The following is a 21766-nucleotide window of genomic DNA, read 5'->3' as shown; positions in this document are numbered from 1 at the left end:
CCCCGGCGCCCACGACTCCCCCCGCCCCGACCACCCTTTCCCCGAGGAACGTACGAGATGACCCAGCCGCCCCCTCCCCCTCAGCAGCCCGACGAGCCGCCGAAGGGCGGGTTCGGCGCCCCGCAGGACCCGCCGCCCGGCGGATTCGGCGCGCCGCCGCCCTCCCCGTACGGGAAGCCCCCGCCGCCGCAGCAGCAGCCGCAGGCTCCCGGCCCGTACGGCGCACCGCCGCAGGCCCCCCAGCCGCCGCAGGCTCAGCCCTCGGCCCCCCAGCCGCCGCAGGCTCAGCCCTCGGCCCCCCAGCCGCCCCAGGGGCCCGCTGCCGGACCCGCGTACGGATACCCCCAGGCCCAGCCCCAGCCCGGGTACGGCTATCCGCAGGGGCAGCCCGGGTACGGCTACCCGAACACGCCGTCCCCCTCGCAGCCCGGCCAGCCCGGCTACTTCGGCCAGCCAGGTCCCGGGCAGCCGGGATACGGCCACCCGACACAGGCGCAGTACGCGCAGCCGCAGCCGCCCCAGGGCGCCGGCGGCGGCAAGAGGATCAGTGCCCAGGCGAAGATCATCATCGGGGCGGCTCTCGCCGTGGTGCTGATCGTCGGCGCCGGGATCGTCTACTCGGCGTCCGGCGACGGCGGCGGCACGAACGTCTCCACCGCGGGCCCCACCGGCGGTAGCGGTGCCAACGGCGGCGGTGGCGACAAGGGTGAGGGCGGCGGCGGTCTCGCCGGAGGCACCGAGAAGGTGCCCGCCTCCACCAAGTCGCACGTCGCCTTCGAGATCCCCAAGCCGAAGGTCTCCGACGTCACCTCCGTCTACGGATCCTGGGTCACCGACAAGGCGTACGTGAAGACCGGGGTCTACGAGGTGGCCGGGTACGACCTGGTCAAGGGCACCAAGCTCTGGTCCATCCCGACGGCGGGGCAGCTCTGCGCGGCCTCCCGGCACATGACGAAGGACTACAAGACCGCGATCGTCTTCCAGGAGGGCAAGCCGACCTCGGCGGACAAGTACCCGTCCTGCGACAAGCTCGGCGCGCTCGATCTGAACACCGGCAAGATGATCTGGTCGAAGTCGGTCGTCGCCTCCTCCAACGGTGACGAGCCGGTGAGCTTCGAGGAGGTGACGGTCAGCGGCACGACCGTCGCCGCGGGGGGCACCGACGGCGGCGCGGCCTTCGACATCGCCACCGGAGCCCAGCTCTGGGCTCCGAAGGTCTCCACCGACGACTGCTACGACACCGGATACGCCGGCGGCCCGGCGCTCGTCACCGTCCGCAAGTGCGGTTCGTACGACGACCCGACGCTCTCCGTCCAGACCCTGGACGCCAAGACCGGAGCCCCGCTCTCCTCGTACGAGATGCCGCCCGGCATCGACTACGCGGGGGTCGTCTCCACCTCGCCGCTGGTCGTCGCCGCCGACATCGGCGACACGGCCGGCGACGGTTCCAGCATCTCCGACTACTTCTCCATCGACGCGGAGACCGGCAAGCTGATCGTCCGGATCTCCGCGGACGCCGAGCGGTACGCGGGGGAGTGCGGTTCCACCGAGGTGGAACGGTGCGTCGGGATGACGGTCGGCAACAACCGCCTGTACGTGCCCACCGAGTCCCACGAGGGCACCGCCGAGTTCGGCGACACCAACGAGATCGTCGCCTTCGACCTCACCACCGGCAAGCTGCTCGGCGCCCGCGCCGACGCCGGCGAGCGGTACAGCATGGTCCCGCTCCGCATGGACGGCACCAACGTCATCGCGTACAAGGTGCCCCCGTACGACAAGGGCGGCCAGGTCGTCTCGCTCGACGGAGCCACCCTTGAGGAGACGGTGCTGATGGAGAACCCCAGCACCGAGAAGACCCGGGACGCGGAGACGTACTTCGGTTACGACCGCGGGGAGTTCCTGTACGAGAAGGGGCGGCTCTTCCTGTCGCCGAACATTCTCAGCGAGTCGAGGGGGACCGACGACGACCGGCTTCTCGCCATGGCGTTCACCACCGGCTGACCCGCCGCCGGACGTCGTCCGGATGCCGCACGAAGGCCCCGCCGGCCGGAAGGAGACCGGCGGGGCCGATCGTTTTCCGTCAACCCGGTGACGTCCGAAGCAGAAGAAATCGGCCTTCTGGGGGGCTTCTGCCACGTATGGGCGCCACGGCGTCGAACAAGCGTGTAGCTTGCCGGGTCTAGGCCGGGGGGCCGACGGTCGTGGCACACCTGCGCACGGCGGTTCACGGCGGTACTGGGGGTATCTGCGCGATGAGCGTGCGGCTCATGGTGGTCGACGACCACCGCCTGTTGGCCGAGGCGCTCGCCTCGGCACTCAAGCTCCGGGGGCACCGCGTGCTCGCGGCCACGGCGCCGACTTCGGGCGCCGCCGACCTGGTCATAGCCAGGGCCCCGGAGGTCTGTCTCTTCGGGACGGCCTCTCCCGCCGCGCCGGGCGCCTTCGATCCGATCCAGCGGATCGGACGCGAGCGCCCGCAGGTGGCGGTGGTGGTGCTGGGCCCGGTGCCCAGCCCCCGGGGTATCGCGGCGGCCTTCGCGGCCGGAGCGGCCGGATACGTCCGGCACGACGAGCGCATCGAGGGTGTGGAGCGGGCCATGATGAAGGCCAGGGCAGGTGAGGCGTCGGTGGCGCCCGCCCTGCTCAGGGGGGCCTTCTCGGAGTTGCTGCACCCGGTGGAGAAGCCCGACGACGAGGGCCAGCGGCTGCTGCGGCTGCTGACGCCCCGCGAGGCCGAGGTGCTGGTACGCGTCGCCGAGGGCGAGGGCACCCGGCTGATCGCCGCCGGGATGCGGATCGCGCCGAGCACCGCGCGCACCCATGTCCAGCGGGTCCTGATGAAGCTCGGGGTGGGTTCCCGCCTGGAAGCCGCCGCGCTCGCGGCCCGTACCGGGCTGCTGGACCGGGCGGTCGTCCACACGGCGATGGGCGCGGCGCGCGAACCGGGGTACGACGCGGCGCAGGGGCCGGACGCACCCTGAGTGGCGGGTGGGTCCGGCCCCTGCGGGGACCGTGCGGGGAACCGGCCGGTCAGTGGCCGGCGGGGCCGTCCGGCTCGATGGGCTCGACGGGGGCCTGCGTCGGGCGCAGCCACATCCAGACCAGGAACAGCAGTCCGAGGACCAGCATCGCGAGGCCGGTCCAGAGGTTGATGTGGACGCCCTCGGCCTTCTTGAGGTCGGCGTCGGACGGGTTGATGCCCGCGATGGTGACGATGACTCCGTAGACCACGAAGAGACCGCCGATGATCCGCCTGATGTCGAAGAGGCGTGCCGCCGTGGCGGACTTGCTCTCCAGGTCGGAGACTTCCTTGTGCAGCTCGGACATGGTGGTTCCTCCGATCAGAACGAGTAGGGGATGTAGCAGGCGGCGGCGATCACGATGGCGCCCCAGCCCAGCAGGGCCGGCTTGCGGTACCACGCGGCGTCGGACTCCTCCGGCACCTCGGGTGCGTCGGGGGACTCGGTGCCGTAGACCAGTCCGGCCAGTTCGGCTTCCGGCTTGGGGGCCGTGAAGAGGGTGACGATCACCATGACGACCGCACCGGCGACGAAGCCGACGATGGCGGAGACGAAGTTCGCGCCCTGGTCGGTCGGGATGGAGATGACGCCCTGCTTGTAGAAGACGAAGTAGTTGACCATCGCGGCGGTGGTACCCGCGACCAGGCCCCAGACACCGGACTTCATCGACGCGCGCTTCCAGAACATGCCGATGATGAACACGACGAACATCGGGACGTTGAAGAACGAGAAGAGCGTCTGCAGGTAGCTCATGATGTTCGAGAAGCTCGACGCGATGAACGCGGTGCCGATCGAGGCGAGCACACCGACGGCGGTGACGAGGCGGCCGAACTTGAGGTAGTACGCGTCCGGCTTGTCCTTCTTCACGTACCGCGCCCAGATGTCCGTGGTGAACACCGTGTTGAACGAGGAGACGTTGGCGGCCATACCGGCCATGAACGCGGCCAGCAGACCGGTCACGGCGATGCCGAGCACACCGTTCGGGAGCAGTTCGCGCATCAGCAGCGGGATGGCGTCGTTGTACGTCAGGTCCGAGCGGTCGGTGCCGATGTTCGGGACGACGACGGCGGCGACCATGCCCGGGATCATCACCAGGAAGACGATGAAGATCTTCGGGAACGCGGCGATGAGCGGGGTGCGCTGCGCGGCCGAGAGGTTCTTCGCGGAGAGGGCGCGCTGCACCTCGGCGAAGTTGGTCGTCCAGTAGCCGAAGGAGAGGACGAAGCCGAGGCCGAGGATGATCGTCAGCCAGTTGGCGCCCAGCGCGTTGCTGTCACCGATGCCCGTGTCGCTCCAGGCGGACATGAAGCTGGAGCCGTGGCTCTTCTCCAGCGAGTGGGTCAGACCGTCCCAGCCGCCTACCCGCTTGAGGCCGAGGATGGTCAGGGGTATGAGCGCGGCGAGGATGACGAAGAACTGGAGCACCTCGTTGTAGATCGCCGAGGAGAGTCCGCCGATGGTGATGTAGAGCAGGACGAACACGCCGGCGACGACGATCGCGACCCAGCGGTCCCAGCCCAGCAGCGCTTCCACGACGATCGAGAGCGCGTACAGGTTGACGCCGGCTATCAGGATGGCGGCGAAGGCGAACAGGGCCGAACTCAGTACGTGGGCCGACTTGTCGAACCGCTGGAGAAGGAACTCCGGCACGGAACGGACCTTCGAGCGGTAGTAGAACGGCATCATCACCAGGCCGAGGAAGACCATGGCGGGGATGGCGCCGATCCAGTACCAGTGGACGACCGAGACGCCGTACTGCGCGCCGGTCGCCGCCATGCCCAGGATCTCGGTGGCACCGAGGTTGGCGGCCACGAAGGCCAGACCGGTGACCCAGGCGGGCAGGGAGCGGCCGGACAGGAAGAAGTCGAGGCTGGTCTTCACGCTGGCGCGAGCCGCGAAGCCGATGCCGAGGACCACGACGAAGTAGATGGCCAGGATCGTGTAATCCAGGCCGTTCGTGGGGAGCCGGAGCCCGTCAGCCAGATAGTTCATGGGGGGTACTCGCTTCGTTGCGCGAACTGAACCTGATGAAACCTACGCCCCTGCGTTCAATATCTGAACAAAGTAACTGGTGTTCTTTGTTTGATCGTGATGCGCGGGGGCGAAATGACCTGATGTAAAGAACCAGGTATCCACTTAAGTCAACACAGAGGAACAACTTGTCTACAAAGAGTTATGTCATTGACGCTCCTGTTCGATTGTGATTAGTTGTGTTTAGTTATGTTTGGAGGAACCTGGTGAAGAAGACGGCAACGACCCTCGCCGACGGTCGGGAACTGATCTATTACGACTCCGCCGAGGGCACTGTGCGTGACGCGGTGGACCGCAGGCCGCTCGACGCCGTCGCCACCTCGTCCGAGATCCGGCGCGACCCGCTCCTCGGGGACGCGGTGGCCATCGCGTCCCACCGCCAGGGCCGCACCTACCACCCGCCGGCCGACGAGTGCCCGCTCTGCCCGTCCCGGGACGGGCGGCTCAGCGAGATCCCCGACGACGATTACGACGTCGTCGTCTTCGAGAACCGCTTCCCCTCGCTCGCCGGTGACTCCGGCCGCTGCGAGGTCGTCTGCTTCGCCTCCGACCACGACTCCTCCTTCGCCGACCTCACCGAGGACCAGGCGGCTCTCGTGCTGGCCGCCTGGACCGACCGCACCGCCGCGCTCTCCCGGCTCGACCAGGTCGCCCAGGTCTTCCCCTTCGAAAACCGCGGCGCCGAGATCGGTGTGACGCTCGGTCACCCTCACGGCCAGATCTACGGGTACCCCTTCGTCACGCCCCGAACCGAACTGATGTTGCGTTCCGCCGTCGCCCACCGCGAGGAGACCGGCCGCAACCTCTTCGAGGACGTCGTCACCCGTGAGATCGCCGAGGGCGACCGGATCGTCCTCACCGGCGAGCACTGGGTCGCGTTCGTGCCGTACGCCGCCCACTGGCCGTACGAGGTGCACCTCTACCCCCGTCACCGCGCGGCCGACTTCCGTGACCTGGACGACGCCGCCCGCGCGGAGTTCCCGCAGATGTATCTGGAACTCCTGCGGCGCTTCGACCGGATCTTCGGCCCCGGTGAGCCCCCCACCCCGTACATCGCCGCCTGGCACCAGGCGCCGTTCCGCGCCCCCGGGCGCGAGGAGCTCGCTCTCCACCTGGAGCTGTTCACCATCCGTCGCACGACCGGCAAGCTGAAGTTCCTCGCCGGATCGGAGTCCGGCATGGGAGCGTTCATCAACGACGTGCCGCCGGAGACCGCGGCCGAGCGACTGCGAGAGGTAGCGAGCAAGTGAGCAGCAGCACCCCGAAGAAGTACCTGGTCACCGGCGGCGCCGGTTACGTGGGCAGTGTGGTCGCCACCCACCTGCTGGAGGCCGGGCACACCGTCACGGTGCTCGACGACCTCTCCACGGGCTTTTGGGAGGGCGTCCCGCAGGGCGCCGAGTTCATCGAGGGCCGTATCCAGGACGCCGCGAAGTGGCTCGACGCCTCCTACGACGCCGTCCTCCACTTCGCCGCGTTCTCCCAGGTCGGCGAGTCCGTCGTGAACCCGGAGAAGTACTGGCTCAACAACGTCGGCGGCACCACCGCGCTGCTCGCCGCGATGCGTGACGCCGGGGTGCGCACCCTGGTCTTCTCCTCCACCGCCGCCACCTACGGCGAGCCGGTCTCCAGTCCCATCACGGAGACCGACCCGACCGCGCCCACCAACCCGTACGGCGCGACCAAGCTGGCCGTCGACCACATGATCACCGGGGAGGCCGCCGCCCACGGGCTGGCCGCCGTCTCGCTCCGCTACTTCAACGTGGCCGGCGCGTACGGGAACACCGGGGAGCGCCACGACCCCGAGTCCCACCTCATCCCGCTGGTCCTCCAGGTCGCCGCGGGCGAGCGCGAGTCGATCAACGTCTACGGCGACGACTACCCCACCCCCGACGGCACCTGCGTCCGCGACTACATCCACGTCGCCGACCTCGCCGAGGCCCACCTCCTCGCGCTGGGCGCCGCCACCGCGGGCGAGCACCTCATCTGCAACCTGGGCAACGGCAACGGCTTCTCGGTCCGCCAGGTCATCGAGACGGTCCGCGAGGTCACCGGCCACCCGATCCCGGAGACCGCCGCCCCGCGCCGGGCCGGCGACCCCGCCGTCCTCGTCGCCTCCGCCGCCACCGCACACGAGCGCCTCGGCTGGACCCCGAGCCGTCCCGGCCTGGCCGCGATCGTCGCCGACGCCTGGGCGTTCGCCCGCCGAGAGGAGAACACCGCATCATGACCGAGTCCACCACCGCCGTCACCGACGCCGAGCTCGCCGCCTCCTTCCGCGCGCTGTACGCCGGCGAGCCCGAAGGCGTCTGGGCCGCCCCCGGGCGCGTCAACCTCATAGGCGAGTACACCGACTTCAACGACGGCTTCGTCATGCCGCTCGCCCTCCCGCACGTCGCCCGTGCCGCCGTGGCCCGGCGCACCGACGGGCAGCTGCGCCTGCACTCCACCGACGTACCCGGTGGCATCGTGCAGCTCTCCGTCGACGGCCTGACCCCGAACGAGGGCCACGGCTGGGCCGCGTACCCGGCGGGTGTCGTCTGGGCGCTGCGCCGGGCCGGGCACGAGATCACCGGCGCGGACATCCAGCTCACCTCGACCGTGCCGACCGGCGCCGGGCTCTCCTCGTCCGCCGCCCTCGAAGTGGTCGTCGCGCTCGCGCTGAACGACCTCTTCGGCCTCGGCCTGAGCGCCGCCGAGCTGGCGGTCCTCGGCCAGGCCGCCGAGAACGACTTCGTCGGCGTGCCCTGCGGTGTCATGGACCAGATGGCGTCCGCCTGCTGCACCGACGGCCACGCCCTCCACCTCGACACCCGCGACCTCACCGTGCGCCAGGTGCCCTTCGATCTGGCCGCGCACGGGCTGCGGCTGCTGGTCGTCGACACCCGCGTCAAGCACGCGCTGGGCGACGGCGCCTACGCCGAGCGCCGGGCCGGCTGCGAGGAAGGCGCCCGCCTGCTCGGGCTGGGCAAGCTGCGCGAGCTGGGTCACGAGGACCTCCCCGACGCCCTCGCCCGGCTCGAGGCGGCCGGCGCGGACGAGTCCGTCGTCCGCTACGTACGCCACGTGGTCAGCGACAACGCCCGTGTCGAGCAGGTCATCGCGCTGCTCGACGCCGGGGACGTGCGCGCGGCGGGCCCGGTGCTCACCGAGGGCCACACCTCGCTCCGTGACGACCTGCGGGTCTCCTGCGCCGAGCTGGACCTCGCCGTGGCGACCGCGAACGGGGCCGGCGCGCTCGGTGCCCGCATGACCGGCGGCGGCTTCGGCGGCTCGGCGATCGTGCTGGTCGAGGAGTCCGACGCCGAGGCGGTCACCAAGTCCGTGCTCGACGCCTTCGCGGCGACCGGTCACGCGGCCCCGGGCGTCTTCGCCGCGGTTCCCTCGCAGGGAGCGCGGCGCCTGGTCTGACCCCCCGTCCGCACCCCACTCGCGTGAACGAGCGCCGGGACCGGCCCCACGGCCGTGTCCCGGCGCTCCGCCGTTCCCCGGGACCTCCGTGTCCGGGTGCAGAATGCGCCCTCATTCGTCCACTTCCGTCCCACGACGGGACAGGAAGCACCCTCTGAACGCCGGGGACGGTCACTTCCGTGGAATCGGCTTCCCGTCCACCCGTACGCCCGTACGCTGATGCGCAGCACCGGTGGGGGCCGGATGCCGTTCAGGGCCGAGACGGACGGTGCGGCACCCGGGCACGGACGGCGGCTCGGTGCGCGCGGCGGGGCCGTGCGGACGGTTCCTTCCCTCCGCGGGGCCGGGCGTCCCGTCCGCCCCGATGTGTTCTCACCCGGGTCCGGCCTCAGGACGGCGGCCCGGGACCGTTCCACTGGGGGGTAGACGTGGCCCGTATCCGGGTTCTCGTGGTCGACGACCACCGTATTTTCGCCGAGTCGCTCGCCGCGGCGCTCGCCGCCGAGCCGGACGTGGACGTGGCCGCCGCGGGCAGCGGCCCGGCCGCCCTGCGCTGCCTCGACCGCGCCGCGACCGAGGGCCGCGCCTACGACGTGATGCTGGTCGACGCGGAGTTGGGCGGCGGGCCGCAGGTGGGCGGGGTCCCGCACCAGGGCGGTCCGGTCGACGGGATCTCGCTCGTCGCGGGGGTCCGCGAGGGGCGGCCGGGCGTCCGCACGGTGGTGCTCGCCGAGCGGGACGACCCGCGCCGGGCGGCGGCGGCGCTCCAGGCGGGCGCCTCCGGCTGGGTCGCCAAGGACTGCTCCCTGCAACGCCTGTTGACGGTCATCCGCGGCGTGCTGCGCGGCGAGACCCATCTGCCGCCGGCCCTGCTCACCGGTGTACTGCGGGAGTTGACGGCCGCGCGCAAACACCGCACCGAGAGCGAACTGCTGGTGGAGTCGCTGACCCCGCGCGAGCGGGAGGTGCTGCGCTGCATGGTCGCGGGGCTGGGGCGCAAGGCGGTGGCGGAGCGGCTCTACCTCTCGCCGCACACGGTCCGTACCCACATGCAGAACGTCCTGGGCAAGCTCGGGGTGCATTCGACGCTGGCGGCCGTCGCCCTGGCCCGCAGGGCGGGCGTGGGCCCGGTCGACCTGACGTCCGAAGTGGTGGTGCTACCCGGGGACGTTGTCGAACGGGGCGGTCAACTGGCGTAGCAAGTCCGCGAGTTCGCCGCGTTGACGCGAGGAGAGCTCGCCGAGGATGGCGCGTTCCTGGTCGAGCAGCCCGGCCAGCGACTGGTCGGCCTTGTCGCGTCCCTCGGCGGTCAGCCGGACCAGCACCCCGCGCCGGTCGTTGGGGTCGGGGAGGCGCTCCACCAGGTTCTTCTTGGTCAGCCGGTCGATGCGGTTGGTCATCGTGCCCGAGGTGACCAGGGTCTGCGTCAGCAACTGGCCCGGGGAGAGCTGGTACGGGGCGCCGGCCCGGCGCAGCGACGTGAGGACGTCGAACTCCCAGGGTTCCAGGCTGTGCTCGGCGAACGCGATGCGGCGGGCCCGGTCGAGGTGGCGCGCGAGGCGCGACACCCGGCTGAGGACCTCTAGTGGTTCCACGTCGAGGTCGGGGCGCTCGCGGCGCCATGCTGCGACCAGACGGTCGACCTCGTCCTCCATGCCGATCAGTGTAGAGGGTCCCTCGACATGAAGTCTCTTGATTCCGAGTGTCTTGACGTCAAGATACTCTGGGTCGATGCTGGAGTCATGAGCGAATCCGTCTGGGACCCCGGCCAGTACCTCCGCCACGCGGAGCACCGGGCGCGCCCGTTCCTCGATCTCCTCGCCCGGGTCGGCGACCTCCCCGGCGGCGCCCGCCCGCGTATCGCCGACCTCGGCTGCGGCCCCGGCAACGTCACGACGCTCCTCGCCGACCGCTGGCCCGGGGCCCGGATCACCGGCTACGACAACTCCCCGCAGATGCTGGAGAAGGCCCGTGCCCACGCCACCGCCACCCTCGACTTCGCCGAGGCGGACGTGTCGGCCTGGACCCCCTCGGAGCCGTACGGCCTGATCGTCTCCAACGCCCTGCTCCAGTGGGTCCCCGGCCACGCCGACCGCTTCCCCGCCTGGCTGGACGGCCTCGCCCCCGGCGGCACCCTCGCCTTCCAGGTACCCAGCAACTTCACCGCCCCCAGCCACGCCCTGATGCGCGAGCTCGCCGAGTCCCCCCGCTGGCACGACCGCCTGGGCGGTCTCCTCCGCCACGAGGACGCCGTCCTGGAGCCCGCCGCCTACTACGACCGGCTCACCGCAGCCGGGTGCACGGCGGTGGACGTCTGGGAGACCACCTACCTCCAGGTCCTGCACGGCGACGACCCGGTGCTCGACTGGGTCAGGGGCACCGGCCTGCGCCCGGTCCTCGCCGCCCTCGCCGACGACCCCGGAGCACTCGACGACTTCCTCGCCCAGTACCGGGACCTGCTGCGCGCCGCCTACCCGCAGCGCCCGCACGGCACCGTCTTCCCGTTCCGGCGGATCTTCGCCGTCGCCCGGAGGGGGGAGACGTGAGCGCCGCACTCCCGGCGCACCGCCGTTCCCGCGGCGCGGACGCCTGGGTGACCGGCGAAAAGCCTTCGACGGAGCGCCCCGCCCCCGGTGCAGGATTCCTACCCGTGACGACGACGAAGCGGTCCCTGGTCCTGGCGTCCGCCCGGAACAACGCCGACTGGTGCGCGGTGATGAGCCGCACCCACGGGGTGCCGGGCGAGTTCGGGGCGCAGGCATGGACGGCACCGGTCCGCACGCCGCCCTACTACCCCGACGCGGTGACCCTGGTCCCCGGCGCCGATCCGGCCGAGGTCACCGGGCGCATCGACCTCACGGTGCCCGGTGCCACCGTGAAGGACAGCTTCGCCGACCTCGACCTGACGGCGGCCGGATTCCAGGTGCTGTTCGTGGCCGCGTGGATCCACCGCCCGGCCGGCCCGCCCGCCGCCTTCTCCGGCGCTCCGTGGGAGGTGGCCGGGGACCCGGACGCGGTACGCGCCTGGGCGGACGCCTGGGACGACGGCGGCGGCGACGCGGACCTCTTCCGGCCCGCCCTCCTCGACGACCCCGCCACCTCCCTGCTCGCCGCCCGCGCCCCGGACGGCCGGATCACCGCAGGGGCGGTGGCGAGCCGCAGTGAGGGCGTGCTCGGCCTGTCCAACGTCTTCGCCCGGGACGGGGGCGCGGACGCCGCCCGGCCCGGGGCCCTGGACGCGGCGCACCGGCTCTTCCCCGGGCTGCCGGTGGTCGGCTACGAACACGGCGAGGAGCTCGACACCGCCCTGCGCCACGGCTTCACCGCCGCGGGCCCGCTGCGGATCTGGCTGCACGGCTGACAGGCCCTTCGAGGTCACGTCGTACGACGCCGACACCGACAAGCGCGACCGGGAAGAGGAGGCCGCCGCCTACGCCGAGACCGGCATCCCGGTGCATCTGCTGATCGACCGTGACCACTGCGAGGCCCTCGTGTACGGCGAGCCCGACGCGGGTTCCCGCACCAGGATCCTGCGCCGCCCCTTCGGCAGGACCATCGAGATCCCCCCCCGTCCGCTTCGCCCTCGACACCGAACCGCTCGAGGACCGGGTGCGCCGACCGTCCGGCCCGTACGACGAAGGGGTCCCGCCACTTGAGGTGGCGGGACCCCTTCCGCGTGTGCGGGCGACCGCGTCTCAGCTCTTGCGGTGTCCTATCAGCCGGGGCTTGGGCTCCAGGTTCTCCAGGCCGTGCCAGGCCAGGTTCACCAGGTGCGCCGCCACCTCCGCCTTGCGCGGCTTGCGGACGTCCAGCCACCACTGGCCGGTGAGGGCCACCATGCCGACCAGCGCCTGCGCGTAGAGCGGGGCCAGCCGCTGGTCGAAGCCCCGGGCCTTGAACTCCATGCCCAGGATGTCTTCCACCTGCGTGGCGATGTCGCTGATCAGCGAGGCGAAGGTGCCCGTCGACTGGGCGACCGGGGAGTCCCGGACGAGGATGCGGAAGCCGTCCGTGTACGTCTCGATGTAGTCGAGCAGCGCGAACGCCGCCTGCTCCAGCAGCTCACGCGGGTGCCCCGCGGTGAGGGCGCCCGTCACCATGTCCAGCAGCTGGCGCATCTCCCGGTCGACCACGACGGCGTACAGGCCCTCCTTGCCGCCGAAGTGCTCGTACACCACCGGCTTGGAGACCCCGGCGCGTGCCGCGATCTCCTCCACCGAGGTCCCTTCGAACCCCTTGTCGGCGAAGAGGGTGCGGCCGACGTCCAGCAGTTGTTCGCGCCGCTCTTTCCCGGTCATGCGGACCCGCCGGGTCCGGCGTGCGGGGGGAGGGCTGCTCTTCTCGCTGCGCGTGCTGCCGTCGGTCGCCACGGTTCCCATCATGCCGCGTCGGCGGACACGGCCTCGCGCCGGGACTCCTTGCGTCGTGAGTCGATGCGGTCGGCGTCCGGCCACCGGACGTCGTACGCCCAGCCGAATTGTTCGAACCAGCGGATGAGCCTGGCGCTGGAGTCGATCTGGCCGCGCATCACCCCGTGCCGGGCGCTCGTGGGGTCGGCGTGGTGCAGGTTGTGCCAGGACTCGCCGCAGGACAGCACGGCCAGCCACCACACGTTCCCCGACTTGTCGCGGGACCTGAAGGGGCGCTTGCCGACCGCGTGGCAGATCGAGTTGATCGCCCAGGTGACGTGGTGCAGCAGCGCCACACGGACCAGCGAACCCCAGAAGAACGCCGTCGCCGCACCCCACCAGGACATCGTCACCAGACCGCCCACCAGCGGCGGGATACCCAGCGAGATGATGGTGAAGGTCAAAAAGTGACGCGAGATCGCCCTCATGGCCGGGTCCTTGACCAGGTCGGGGGCGTACTTCTGCTGCGGGGTCTGCTCCTCGTTGAACATCCAGCCGATGTGCGCCCACCACAGGCCCTTCATCAGGGCCGGCAGCGTCTCGCCGAAGCGCCACGGCGAGTGGGGGTCGCCCTCGGCGTCGGAGAACCGGTGGTGCTTGCGGTGGTCGGCGACCCACCGCACGAGCGGGCCCTCCACCGCCAGCGAACCGGCGACGGCCAGTGCGATGCGCAGCGGGCGCTTCGCCTTGAAGGAGCCGTGGGTGAAGTAGCGGTGGAAACCGATCGTGACGCCGTGGCAGCCGATGTAGTACATCGCCACCATCAGCCCCAGATCGAGCCAGCTGACGCCGTGGCCCCAGGTCAGCGGCACCGCCGCCACCAGGGCCGCGAACGGCACCACGATGAAGAGCAGCAGAGCGATCTGTTCGATCGACCGTTTGCTGTCGCCGCCCAGCGTGGCGGAGGGGAGTGGATCGGAGGCAGGCCCTGGTGTCGGTGGGTCCGGCTGGTCGGCCAGATCGGGGCTGATGGTCATGTGGTCCCCCGGGGGGTGAGGAGAACAAATCGGAATCGGCCTTGGCTACGGGACCGTAACCTACGGGATCGTAAGTACCGCAGTGACGCGGCCCACACCACCAGACCACGTTCCGTGCGCCGTTCGTGGTATCTCCTGCCCCCGTACGGGTAAAGCCTGTACGGCTCCGGCCGTCGAATGCCCCCGCCGTCCCACCCTGTGAGGCCACCGGACGCGCCGACGCCGGTGCCACATATCCTTGGAAGGGTCGGACAGCGCGGTCCGCACCCCGCTCGTCCCGGGGGCGGCAACAGCACGCTGCGGCCGTTGGCCCCGGATTCGTGCTCAACCACTGCAAGGAGCCGCACACTGTGAGCAGTGCCGACCAGACCCCTGCCGCCAGCAGCCCCGAACTGCGGGCCGACATCCGACGCCTCGGCGACCTGCTGGGCGAGACCCTGGTACGCCAGGAGGGCCCGGAACTCCTCGAACTCGTCGAACGCGTTCGCGCCCTCACCCGCACGGACGGCGAAGCGGCGGCCGAGCTTCTCGGTGACACCGACCTGGAGACCGCGGCGCAGCTCGTGCGCGCCTTCTCCACCTACTTCCACCTGGCCAACGTCACCGAGCAGGTGCACCGCGCCCACGAGATGCGCGACCGGCGTGCCGCGGAGGGCGGGCTCCTCGCCCGTACCGCCGACCGCCTCAAGGACGCCGACCCCGAGCACCTGCGCGAGACGGTCAAGAACCTCAACGTGCGGCCCGTCTTCACGGCCCACCCCACCGAGGCCGCGCGCCGCTCGGTGCTGAACAAGCTCCGCCGCATCGCCGCCCTGCTGGAGACCCCGGTCATCGAGGCGGACCGGCGCCGCGTCGACCTGCGGCTCGCGGAGAACATCGACCTCATCTGGCAGACCGACGAGCTGCGCGTCGTCCGCCCGGAGCCGGCCGACGAAGCCCGTAACGCCATCTACTATCTGGACGAACTGCACGCCAACGCCGTCGGCGACGTCCTCGAAGACCTCTCCGCCGAGCTGGAGCGCGTCGGCGCCCCGCTCCCCGAGGGCACCCGCCCGCTCACCTTCGGCACCTGGATCGGCGGCGACCGCGACGGCAACCCCAACGTGACGCCCGCCGTCACCTGGGACGTGCTGATCCTCCAGCACGAGCACGGCATCACCGACGCCCTCGAACTCATCGACCACCTGCGCGGGCTGCTCTCCAACTCCATCCGCTACACGGGCGCCACCGAAGAGCTGCTCGAATCCCTCCAGGCCGACCTGGAGCGCCTCCCGGAGATCAGCCCGCGCTACAAGCGGCTGAACGCCGAGGAGCCGTACCGGCTCAAGGCCACCTGCATCCGCCAGAAGCTCGTCAACACCCGTGAGCGCCTCGCCAAGGGCACCCCGCACCGCGTCGGCTGCGACTACCTCGGCACCTCCGAGCTCCTCGCGGACCTCACCCTCATCCAGACCTCGCTGCGCGAGCACCGCGGCGGCCTCTTCGCCGACGGCCGGATGGACCGCACCATCCGTACGCTGGGCGCCTTCGGCCTCCAGCTCGCCACCATGGACGTACGCGAGCACGCCGACGCCCACCACCACGCCCTCGGCCAGCTCTTCGACCGGCTCGGCGAGGAGTCCTGGCGCTACACCGACATGCCGCGCGACTACCGGCAGAAGCTCCTCGCCAAGGAGCTCCGCTCGCGTCGCCCGCTCGCCCCGACCCCGGCTCCGCTGGACGCGGCGGGCGAGAAGACCCTCGGCGTCTTCCACACCATCCAGGAGGCGTTCGAGCGCTTCGGCCCCGAGGTCATCGAGTCGTACATCATCTCGATGTGCCAGGGTGCCGACGACGTGTTCGCGGCGGCGGTCCTCGCCCGCGAGGCGGGTCTCCTCGACCTGCACGCCGGCTGGGCGAAGATCGGCATCGTGCCGCTCCTGGAGACCACCGACGAGCTGCGCGCCGCCGACGTCATCCTCGACGAGATGCTCGCCGACCCGTCGTACCGGCGCCTGGTCTCGCTGCGCGGCGACGTCCAGGAGGTCATGCTCGGCTACTCCGACTCCTCCAAGTTCGGCGGCATCACCACCTCCCAGTGGGAGATCCACCGAGCCCAGCGCCGACTGCGCGACGTCGCCCACCGCTACGGCGTACGGCTGCGCCTCTTCCACGGCCGCGGCGGCACCGTCGGCCGCGGTGGCGGCCCCTCGCACGACGCGATCCTCGCCCAGCCCTGGGGAACCCTGGAGGGCGAGATCAAGGTGACCGAGCAGGGCGAGGTCATCTCCGACAAGTACCTCATCCCGGCGCTCGCCCGCGAGAACCTCGAACTCACCGTCGCGGCCACCCTGCAGGCCTCCGCCCTGCACACCGCGCCCCGCCAGTCCGACGAGGCGCTGGCCCGCTGGGACGCGGCCATGGACACCGTCTCCGACGCCGCCCACTCCGCGTACCGCCGGCTGGTCGAGGACCCGGACCTGCCCGCGTACTTCCTCTCCTCCACCCCGGTCGACCAGCTCGCCGAACTCCACCTCGGCTCGCGGCCCTCGCGCCGCCCCGACTCGGGTCTCGGCCTCGACGGACTGCGCGCCATCCCGTGGGTGTTCGGCTGGACCCAGTCCCGCCAGATCGTCCCCGGCTGGTTCGGCGTCGGCTCCGGCCTCAAGGCCCTGCGCGAGGCCGGTCTCGACACCGTCCTGGACGAGATGCACGGCCAGTGGCACTTCTTCCAGAACTTCCTGTCCAACGTCGAGATGACGCTGGCCAAGACGGACCTGCGGATCGCCCGCCACTACGTCGACACGCTCGTCCCCGACGAGCTGAAGCACGTCTTCGACGTCATCGAGGCCGAGCACGCCCTCACCGTCCAGGAAGTCCTGCGGATCACCGGGAACACCGAGCTCCTCGGCACCAGCCCGGTCCTCCAGCAGACCTTCGCCATCCGCGACGCCTACCTGGACCCGATCTCCTACCTCCAGGTCGCCCTCCTCAAGCGCCAGCGCGACGCGGCGGCGGCCGGCGAGGAAGCGGACCCGCTCCTGGCCCGCGCGCTGCTCCTCACCGTCAACGGTGTGGCGGCGGGTCTCCGTAACACCGGCTGATCCAGCGGCACGTGACGCGGCGGGCGCCCCCGTCCGGACCAGTGGTCCGGGCGGGGGCGCCTTCGTGTCGTGGGACCCGGACGCCGCCCGGCCCGGGCTGATCGCCCCGCACCCCCGCCGCCGGCCCCGTGCTCAGGGGAAGTAGAGGGCGAGCTTGTCCAGTGTGTGGCGCGTGAACATGCCGCCGTAGCCGGTCCCGCCCCGGTACGCCGTGGTGCGCGCCCCGCCGGGGGCGACCTCGACCGTGAGGGGGCGGCTGATCAGTGTCGTGCCGAGGAGGCGGGCGTCCTGGGCCGCCCACTGGGCCGCTTCGGGCCGGACGCGGGTGCTCACCAGTGCGGGGAGCACCTGTCCCGCGTTGCGGGCGCCGGGTATGCCTGCGCGCACGCTCTTCGCGTAGCGCATGGCCCATGCCGTGAACTCGTTCAGGACGGCCACGTCGATCTCGGGAACGGCCGCCGCGAAGACGAACAGCTCGACCCTCGTCCCGAACCAGCGGGCCTTGCGATCGGCGCGGTAGCCGGTCAGCGACGGGTGGCCGTTCCAGTCCGACGACCTCACGGTGCAGCCGTCGGCCGTCAGGCGTCGGTTGAGAGCCGTGAGGTAGGTGGCAGCCGCGTCGGCGGTCGGGTCGGGCGCAGGCGAATTCATGCGCGGATTCTCCAACGCCCTTGGCCCGCAAGGGAAGAGGGGCGTGCGCCGGATGACGTACGCGGTACGGTCCGCCGGCGTTCTCCTCCTGTGTGCGTGCCCGGGGGGCAGGTTGACCCCGTCGGCCGGGCGCTGTCCGCTACAGCGCGAGGAACGTGGCCACCAGCAGCGTCGCCCCCGCGACCCCGGCCGTCCACGCCGTTCGGGTCAGGCGCAGGCCGCCGCCCAGGACCAGCGACGCCAGGATCAGGGCGCCGCCCAACGGCAGCCAGGAGTGCAGGAATCCGGGAACGCCGGTCCGTACGGCCTCGGCGGTGCCGGGCTTCAGCACCACCGGGAACGTGTCGCCGCGCTGCGCCGCGACCGAGCGCGTGACGATCACACCCGAGCGCGGTGGGGACTGCGCGTCGGGGGCGTACGTCCCGGTGCAGGTGTCCTCGCCGCAGCCGGTCACCGTCAACGTGCCGTGCTCGCGGCCCTTGGCGAGGATGATGTGGTGCGCCGTCTCCCAGGACGCCCACCCGCCCGCGACGAGCAGGAGCAGGGTGACCAGGGCCATCGCGCCGTTTCGGGCGGCCAGGGCCACACGCTGGGAGGACTTCATGGGGGCCGATCTTTGGCCAGAACGATGCCCTCGGTCAACTTGCGACCGAAAAGGGGCCCAGTAGCAGCGGGAATGTCGGGAGTTGGGCGTTCTGGGTGCGCGCCGACGGCGTACGGCGGTGGGGCGGGGAGAGCGTGGGCAGGGGCGCTCGTGGCCCGGCCGGTGCGGTCGTCGCGCACGGCCCGAAGAGGGCGGGCGGAGATCCGCCGTGTCCGGGCCCCGTCCCGTGGGCGGCTTCCTTCGCCCGCCGCCGGCGGTGGTGCGAGGCTCCGGGCCGGTGTCCGGAGTCTCCCCGTGAGGCTCCGGCCCGGTGCTGAAAATCCCTGCGGACGGCCGTCGGGCGGTGTGGTTCGTCACCGAATTTTCGGAATTCGCATGGAATGCTGGTACGTGGATGATGATGTGGCATCCCGCGCGATGTGGGGGCTGTTCCCCAATTCCCCAATTCCCCGATTCCTGGCGGGCGCGTGATGGCGGCTACGGCACTTCGCCGCGCCCCCAGGGCTGTCCGGTCGGGGTCGGGGACGAATTGAGGAGGGGCGTGAGGTCGCGCGACGCGCCGTGCGGCCTGTCCGCTCCACCGTGCGGTGCGCGCGTTTGCGGAGGCCCGAGCGGGCGCGTGATCGGCGGCTCGGGCGATCCGGTCCCGGCGCGGGGCCGATCCGGCCCCAAAACGTCTGATCAGGCCGTAAGCGTGATCGATACGCGCCAAGTGGGCACATGCGGTATGCGGGGTGGGAAAGCAGACGACCGGGCGCAAGTCGCTGCAAACGGCGTGGGGTGCCGCGCTTTCTTGAGGTTTCTTTAACCGGCTTCGAGGCAACCATCGCCATGCTGTGATCGTCGTCACGTCACAACCGGGAAATCCGTCTGCTATACCCGTTTTGGTCGGTTGATAAAGGGTGGGCCAAGGGATTCCATTGCGGGGCCGTCTCCGTTTGAATTCCCCCAGGTCGTTGTGGTCCCGGGGGAATCGGCGGAGGCGTCGGGGGGTAGGGCCGCAGGAAAGTGGGCGTCCGTGGCGGGGTGGTCGAATCCATCCCATCGGAATCGTTTCATCCTGAATGTGGTTGACACGGGCCTTTGTTTCCCCTCGCCGAACGATGAAAAGGGAGAGCGATGAAGGCAAGACCCGTACGGGGTTCCGTGTCGAGGACGAAGATCCTCGTGCGTACGGCCTTGGCTGCCACGGCGGCCGGTGCGCTGAGCTGGGTCGCGCTGGCCGGGGGCAGCTCGGGTGCGACGGTGACGGCCGCGCCCGTCGCCGACGAGGCCCCGGGGTACGCGGTCGAAGACTTCAGCTACCCCGGCGCGGACCAGATCCTCGCGGAGCGGAACATCACGCTGAAGCGCGGTGACGGCCACATCGTCCTGGCCGAATGCGTCTCCGGAACCGGCCAGTTGGAGGTCACCCCGCGCGTCGCCGCAGGTGCCGCGCCGAAGATCTGCTTCCAGGTCACGGGTGACTCCGGCTGGCTCACTCTGGAGATCCCCCAGGTGTTCGGGATGAAGAGCAGCGAGGACTACTCCACGCAGGTCGAGCTGACCAGCGGCACCGACGAGCAGTCCCTCGCCATCCCCAAGAACTCCTACGCGGGTGTGGGCGAGAGCGTGGACCCCGACGGCCGCGACTTCACGCTGGTGGAGATCCGGACGTCCAAGTAAGGGTTGTCCCGCAGCCGCGTCGCGGGGGCTCGTCGGAGACGGAGCCCTGACCGGACCCGCCGCACCCGTGCGGCCTCGCGGCCCGCACGCCGCCTCACGCGTCCTCACGCCCTCCGCCACGCGGCGCACCCCGCGACGCCGCGTGGCGGCGCGCGTCATGGAGTCCACCCTGTCCGCCGGACCCGCCCTCCGGGCGGACGGCGCCACTTTCGACACACGCCCCACGACGGGCCCGAGCACGCACCGGTGGCGGTGCCGTGCGCCGTCCGTACCGGCCCGCGCACCCTTTCGCGGTGCGCGCGGCACCTCGAACCGTGTCCGCGCGCCGGACACACCCCTCGGAGAGGAACCCATGACCAGCACGTACAGACACCGGAGCCGTTGGGGCGGTGCTGTCGCCGCCGCGCTGCTGGCCGGCCTCTCCGCCGGTTCGCCCGCCCTGGCCCTGGAAGGGACCGTGGCCACGGACGCGTACGGCTACACCGCGAAGATCGTCGTCGGCGACTCCGAACGCGCCTGCACCGGAACCCTCGTGGCTCCGCGGTGGGTTCTGTCCGCCGCGAGCTGTTTCGCCGATTCGACGGGCGGGGTGCCGGCAGGGAAGCCCCAGGGCGTCACCGTCACGGTCGGCCGTACGGACCTGACCCGGACCACGGCCGGAGCCACCCGGACCGCGATCCAGCTCGTCCCCCACCCCGACCGGGACCTCGTCATGGTGAAGCTGGACGTCGGTGTCGCGGGCGTGAAGCCGGTGGCCCTGGCCTCCACCCCGGTGGCGACGGGCGAGACCGTGCGGGCGGCCGGGTTCGGGCGCACCAGGACGACGTGGGTACCCGACACACTCCACACCGCCTCGTTCACCGCGGTCGGCGACGGCTCGGCGGACCTCGGGCTGACCGCCACCGGCGACGCGGTCGTCTGCCAGGGGGACGGGGGCGGCCCGGTCGTGCGTGAGGCGGGCGGAGTACCGCAACTCGTCGCCGTCGTCAGCAGGTCGTGGCAGGGCGGATGCCTCGGGGTCTCGTCCGAGGAGACCCGTACGGGAGCGGTCGCCGCCCGCGTGGACGACGTGGCCGCCTGGATCGGGGACACCGCGTACGACCCGCCGGGCGACTTGGACGGCGACAACAGGCCGGACCTCGTCGCGGTCGACGACACCGGCGAGCTGCGCCTGTACCCCGGCACCGGAACAGGTGCCCTCGGATCGCCCGTCGACATCGGAACCGGTGGCTGGACGGGTTCCTCCGTCACGCACCGCGGCGACTGGACCGGGGACGGCTCGGAGGACGTCGTCGCCCGCGTCGGGAGCGAGTTGCGTGTCTACGCCAACCTCGGCGACGGCAGGCTCGCCGCTCCGGTCAGGATCGCCACCGGCCTGGCCACCAACGCCCAGGTCGTCGGCGTCGGCGACGTCACTCTGGACGGGCGGCCCGACCTCGTCCTCTCGTACGACGACAAGCTCTACCTGTACGCGGGTGCCGGAGCCGGGTCCACCCCGGCCGTCGCGGCGCCCCTGCTCGTCGGCACCGGAGGCTGGGGCGTCATGACGCTCACCGCGCCCGGCGACGCGGACGGAGACGGCCGCGTCGACCTGCTCGCCCGGGACACCCGCGACGGCATCCTCTACCACTACCTCGGACAGCCCGGCGGGAAGTTCGGCGACCGGACCGAGTACGGCCACGGCTACACCGTCTCCAACCGGCCCCTGATCGCGGGCGCCTCCGACGCCGACGGTGACGGCGTCGCCGACATGTGGGCCACCGCGGGCGACGGCACCCTCTGGTTCTACAAGGGCGGTTCTTCGATCCACGGCCCGATCGACGGCCCGAGCACGAAGGTCGGCACCGGCGGCTGGAACGCCGTCAGGTCCATCAGCTGACCCGGCGCCGGGGAGCTCGGGTGCGCCGACCGCCTG

The 21766-nt window shown here is 71.4% G+C and carries 18 protein-coding genes; 11 read left to right on the top strand and 7 right to left on the bottom strand.

From position 1 onward, the window contains the following. The first annotated feature begins 57 nt into the window (after positions 1 to 57). Together OHT52_RS10945 and OHT52_RS10940 are read left to right on the top strand one after the other, a co-directional pair. Positions 58 to 2001, top strand: a complete 1944-nt coding sequence (locus OHT52_RS10945; protein ID WP_328719949.1) for an outer membrane protein assembly factor BamB family protein — start codon at positions 58 to 60, stop codon at positions 1999 to 2001. 251 nt (positions 2002 to 2252) lie between these two features. Beyond that, complete coding sequence (locus OHT52_RS10940) at positions 2253 to 2981, top strand: helix-turn-helix transcriptional regulator (protein WP_328719948.1); 729 nt, start codon at positions 2253 to 2255, stop codon at positions 2979 to 2981. A gap of 49 nt (positions 2982 to 3030) precedes the next feature. Here the strand turns inward: OHT52_RS10940 and OHT52_RS10935 are convergent, their stop codons facing one another. Next, positions 3031 to 3327: a hypothetical protein gene (locus OHT52_RS10935; protein WP_328719947.1), complete on the bottom strand. Its 297-nt coding sequence runs from the start codon at positions 3325 to 3327 to the stop codon at positions 3031 to 3033. A 14-nt stretch (positions 3328 to 3341) separates the two neighbouring features. Continuing rightward, complete coding sequence (locus OHT52_RS10930; RefSeq protein WP_328719946.1) at positions 3342 to 5012, bottom strand: sodium:solute symporter family protein; 1671 nt, start codon at positions 5010 to 5012, stop codon at positions 3342 to 3344. A gap of 245 nt (positions 5013 to 5257) precedes the next feature. On the opposite strand from OHT52_RS10930, the gene galT reads away from it, so the two are divergent. The 4 genes from galT (at position 5258) to OHT52_RS10910 (ending at position 9661) form a co-directional block, all read left to right on the top strand. Continuing rightward, a complete protein-coding gene (galT, locus tag OHT52_RS10925) occupies positions 5258 to 6301 on the top strand; it encodes a galactose-1-phosphate uridylyltransferase (RefSeq protein ID WP_328719945.1) in 1044 nt (347 codons plus the stop codon). Further along, positions 6298 to 7281: a UDP-glucose 4-epimerase GalE gene (gene galE / locus OHT52_RS10920; protein ID WP_328719944.1), complete on the top strand. Its 984-nt coding sequence runs from the start codon at positions 6298 to 6300 to the stop codon at positions 7279 to 7281. The genes galT and galE overlap by 4 nt, the downstream gene beginning before the upstream one ends. Continuing rightward, positions 7278 to 8462: a galactokinase gene (galK, locus tag OHT52_RS10915; protein ID WP_328719943.1), complete on the top strand. Its 1185-nt coding sequence runs from the start codon at positions 7278 to 7280 to the stop codon at positions 8460 to 8462. Before galE ends, galK begins: the two co-directional genes overlap by 4 nt. A 428-nt stretch (positions 8463 to 8890) precedes the next feature. After that, the gene (locus tag OHT52_RS10910; RefSeq protein WP_328719942.1) at positions 8891 to 9661 is read left to right on the top strand and encodes a response regulator transcription factor; all 771 of its coding nucleotides are present in this window, start codon (positions 8891 to 8893) and stop codon (positions 9659 to 9661) included. On the opposite strand, the gene OHT52_RS10905 is transcribed toward OHT52_RS10910, so the two are convergent. After that, the gene (locus OHT52_RS10905) at positions 9620 to 10117 is read right to left on the bottom strand and encodes a MarR family winged helix-turn-helix transcriptional regulator (protein ID WP_328719941.1); all 498 of its coding nucleotides are present in this window, start codon (positions 10115 to 10117) and stop codon (positions 9620 to 9622) included. The genes OHT52_RS10910 and OHT52_RS10905 overlap by 42 nt on opposite strands. Positions 10118 to 10204: 87 nt before the next feature. Between OHT52_RS10905 and OHT52_RS10900 the strand changes: the two genes are divergently transcribed. Next, positions 10205 to 11008 (top strand): trans-aconitate 2-methyltransferase, encoded by an 804-nt coding sequence (locus tag OHT52_RS10900; protein WP_328719940.1) that lies wholly within the window; start codon positions 10205 to 10207, stop codon positions 11006 to 11008. A gap of 104 nt (positions 11009 to 11112) precedes the next feature. Next, a complete protein-coding gene (locus OHT52_RS10895) occupies positions 11113 to 11823 on the top strand; it encodes a hypothetical protein (protein WP_328719939.1) in 711 nt (236 codons plus the stop codon). Between the two features lie 334 nt (positions 11824 to 12157). Here OHT52_RS10895 and OHT52_RS10890 read toward each other — a convergent pair whose 3' ends face one another. Both OHT52_RS10890 and OHT52_RS10885 read right to left on the bottom strand, forming a co-directional pair. Further along, positions 12158 to 12844 (bottom strand): TetR/AcrR family transcriptional regulator, encoded by a 687-nt coding sequence (locus OHT52_RS10890; RefSeq protein ID WP_328719938.1) that lies wholly within the window; start codon positions 12842 to 12844, stop codon positions 12158 to 12160. Then, a complete protein-coding gene (locus tag OHT52_RS10885) occupies positions 12841 to 13848 on the bottom strand; it encodes an acyl-CoA desaturase (RefSeq protein ID WP_328719937.1) in 1008 nt (335 codons plus the stop codon). Before OHT52_RS10885 ends, OHT52_RS10890 begins: the two co-directional genes overlap by 4 nt. 350 nt (positions 13849 to 14198) lie before the next feature. On the opposite strand from OHT52_RS10885, the gene ppc reads away from it, so the two are divergent. Then, a complete protein-coding gene (gene ppc, locus OHT52_RS10880; protein ID WP_328719936.1) occupies positions 14199 to 16931 on the top strand; it encodes a phosphoenolpyruvate carboxylase in 2733 nt (910 codons plus the stop codon). A 132-nt stretch (positions 16932 to 17063) separates the two neighbouring features. Here ppc and OHT52_RS10875 read toward each other — a convergent pair whose 3' ends face one another. Together OHT52_RS10875 and OHT52_RS10870 are read right to left on the bottom strand one after the other, a co-directional pair. After that, entirely contained in the window at positions 17064 to 17582 is a 519-nt protein-coding gene (locus tag OHT52_RS10875) for a hypothetical protein (RefSeq protein ID WP_328719935.1), read from the bottom strand. A gap of 139 nt (positions 17583 to 17721) precedes the next feature. Next, on the bottom strand, positions 17722 to 18186 hold the full coding sequence (locus OHT52_RS10870; RefSeq protein WP_328719934.1) for a hypothetical protein: 465 nt from the start codon (positions 18184 to 18186) through the stop codon (positions 17722 to 17724). Between the two features lie 1119 nt (positions 18187 to 19305). On the opposite strand from OHT52_RS10870, the gene OHT52_RS10865 reads away from it, so the two are divergent. Further along, positions 19306 to 19851: a hypothetical protein gene (locus tag OHT52_RS10865; RefSeq protein ID WP_328719933.1), complete on the top strand. Its 546-nt coding sequence runs from the start codon at positions 19306 to 19308 to the stop codon at positions 19849 to 19851. A 352-nt stretch (positions 19852 to 20203) separates the two neighbouring features. After that, a complete protein-coding gene (locus OHT52_RS10860) occupies positions 20204 to 21730 on the top strand; it encodes an FG-GAP-like repeat-containing protein (RefSeq protein ID WP_328719932.1) in 1527 nt (508 codons plus the stop codon). Positions 21731 to 21766 lie beyond the last annotated feature (36 nt).

The organism is Streptomyces sp. NBC_00247, from assembly GCF_036188265.1.
Classification (GTDB): domain Bacteria; phylum Actinomycetota; class Actinomycetes; order Streptomycetales; family Streptomycetaceae; genus Streptomyces.
The sequence above is the reverse complement of the archived record's forward strand: the minus strand, read 5'-3'. Positions and strand labels throughout refer to the sequence as shown.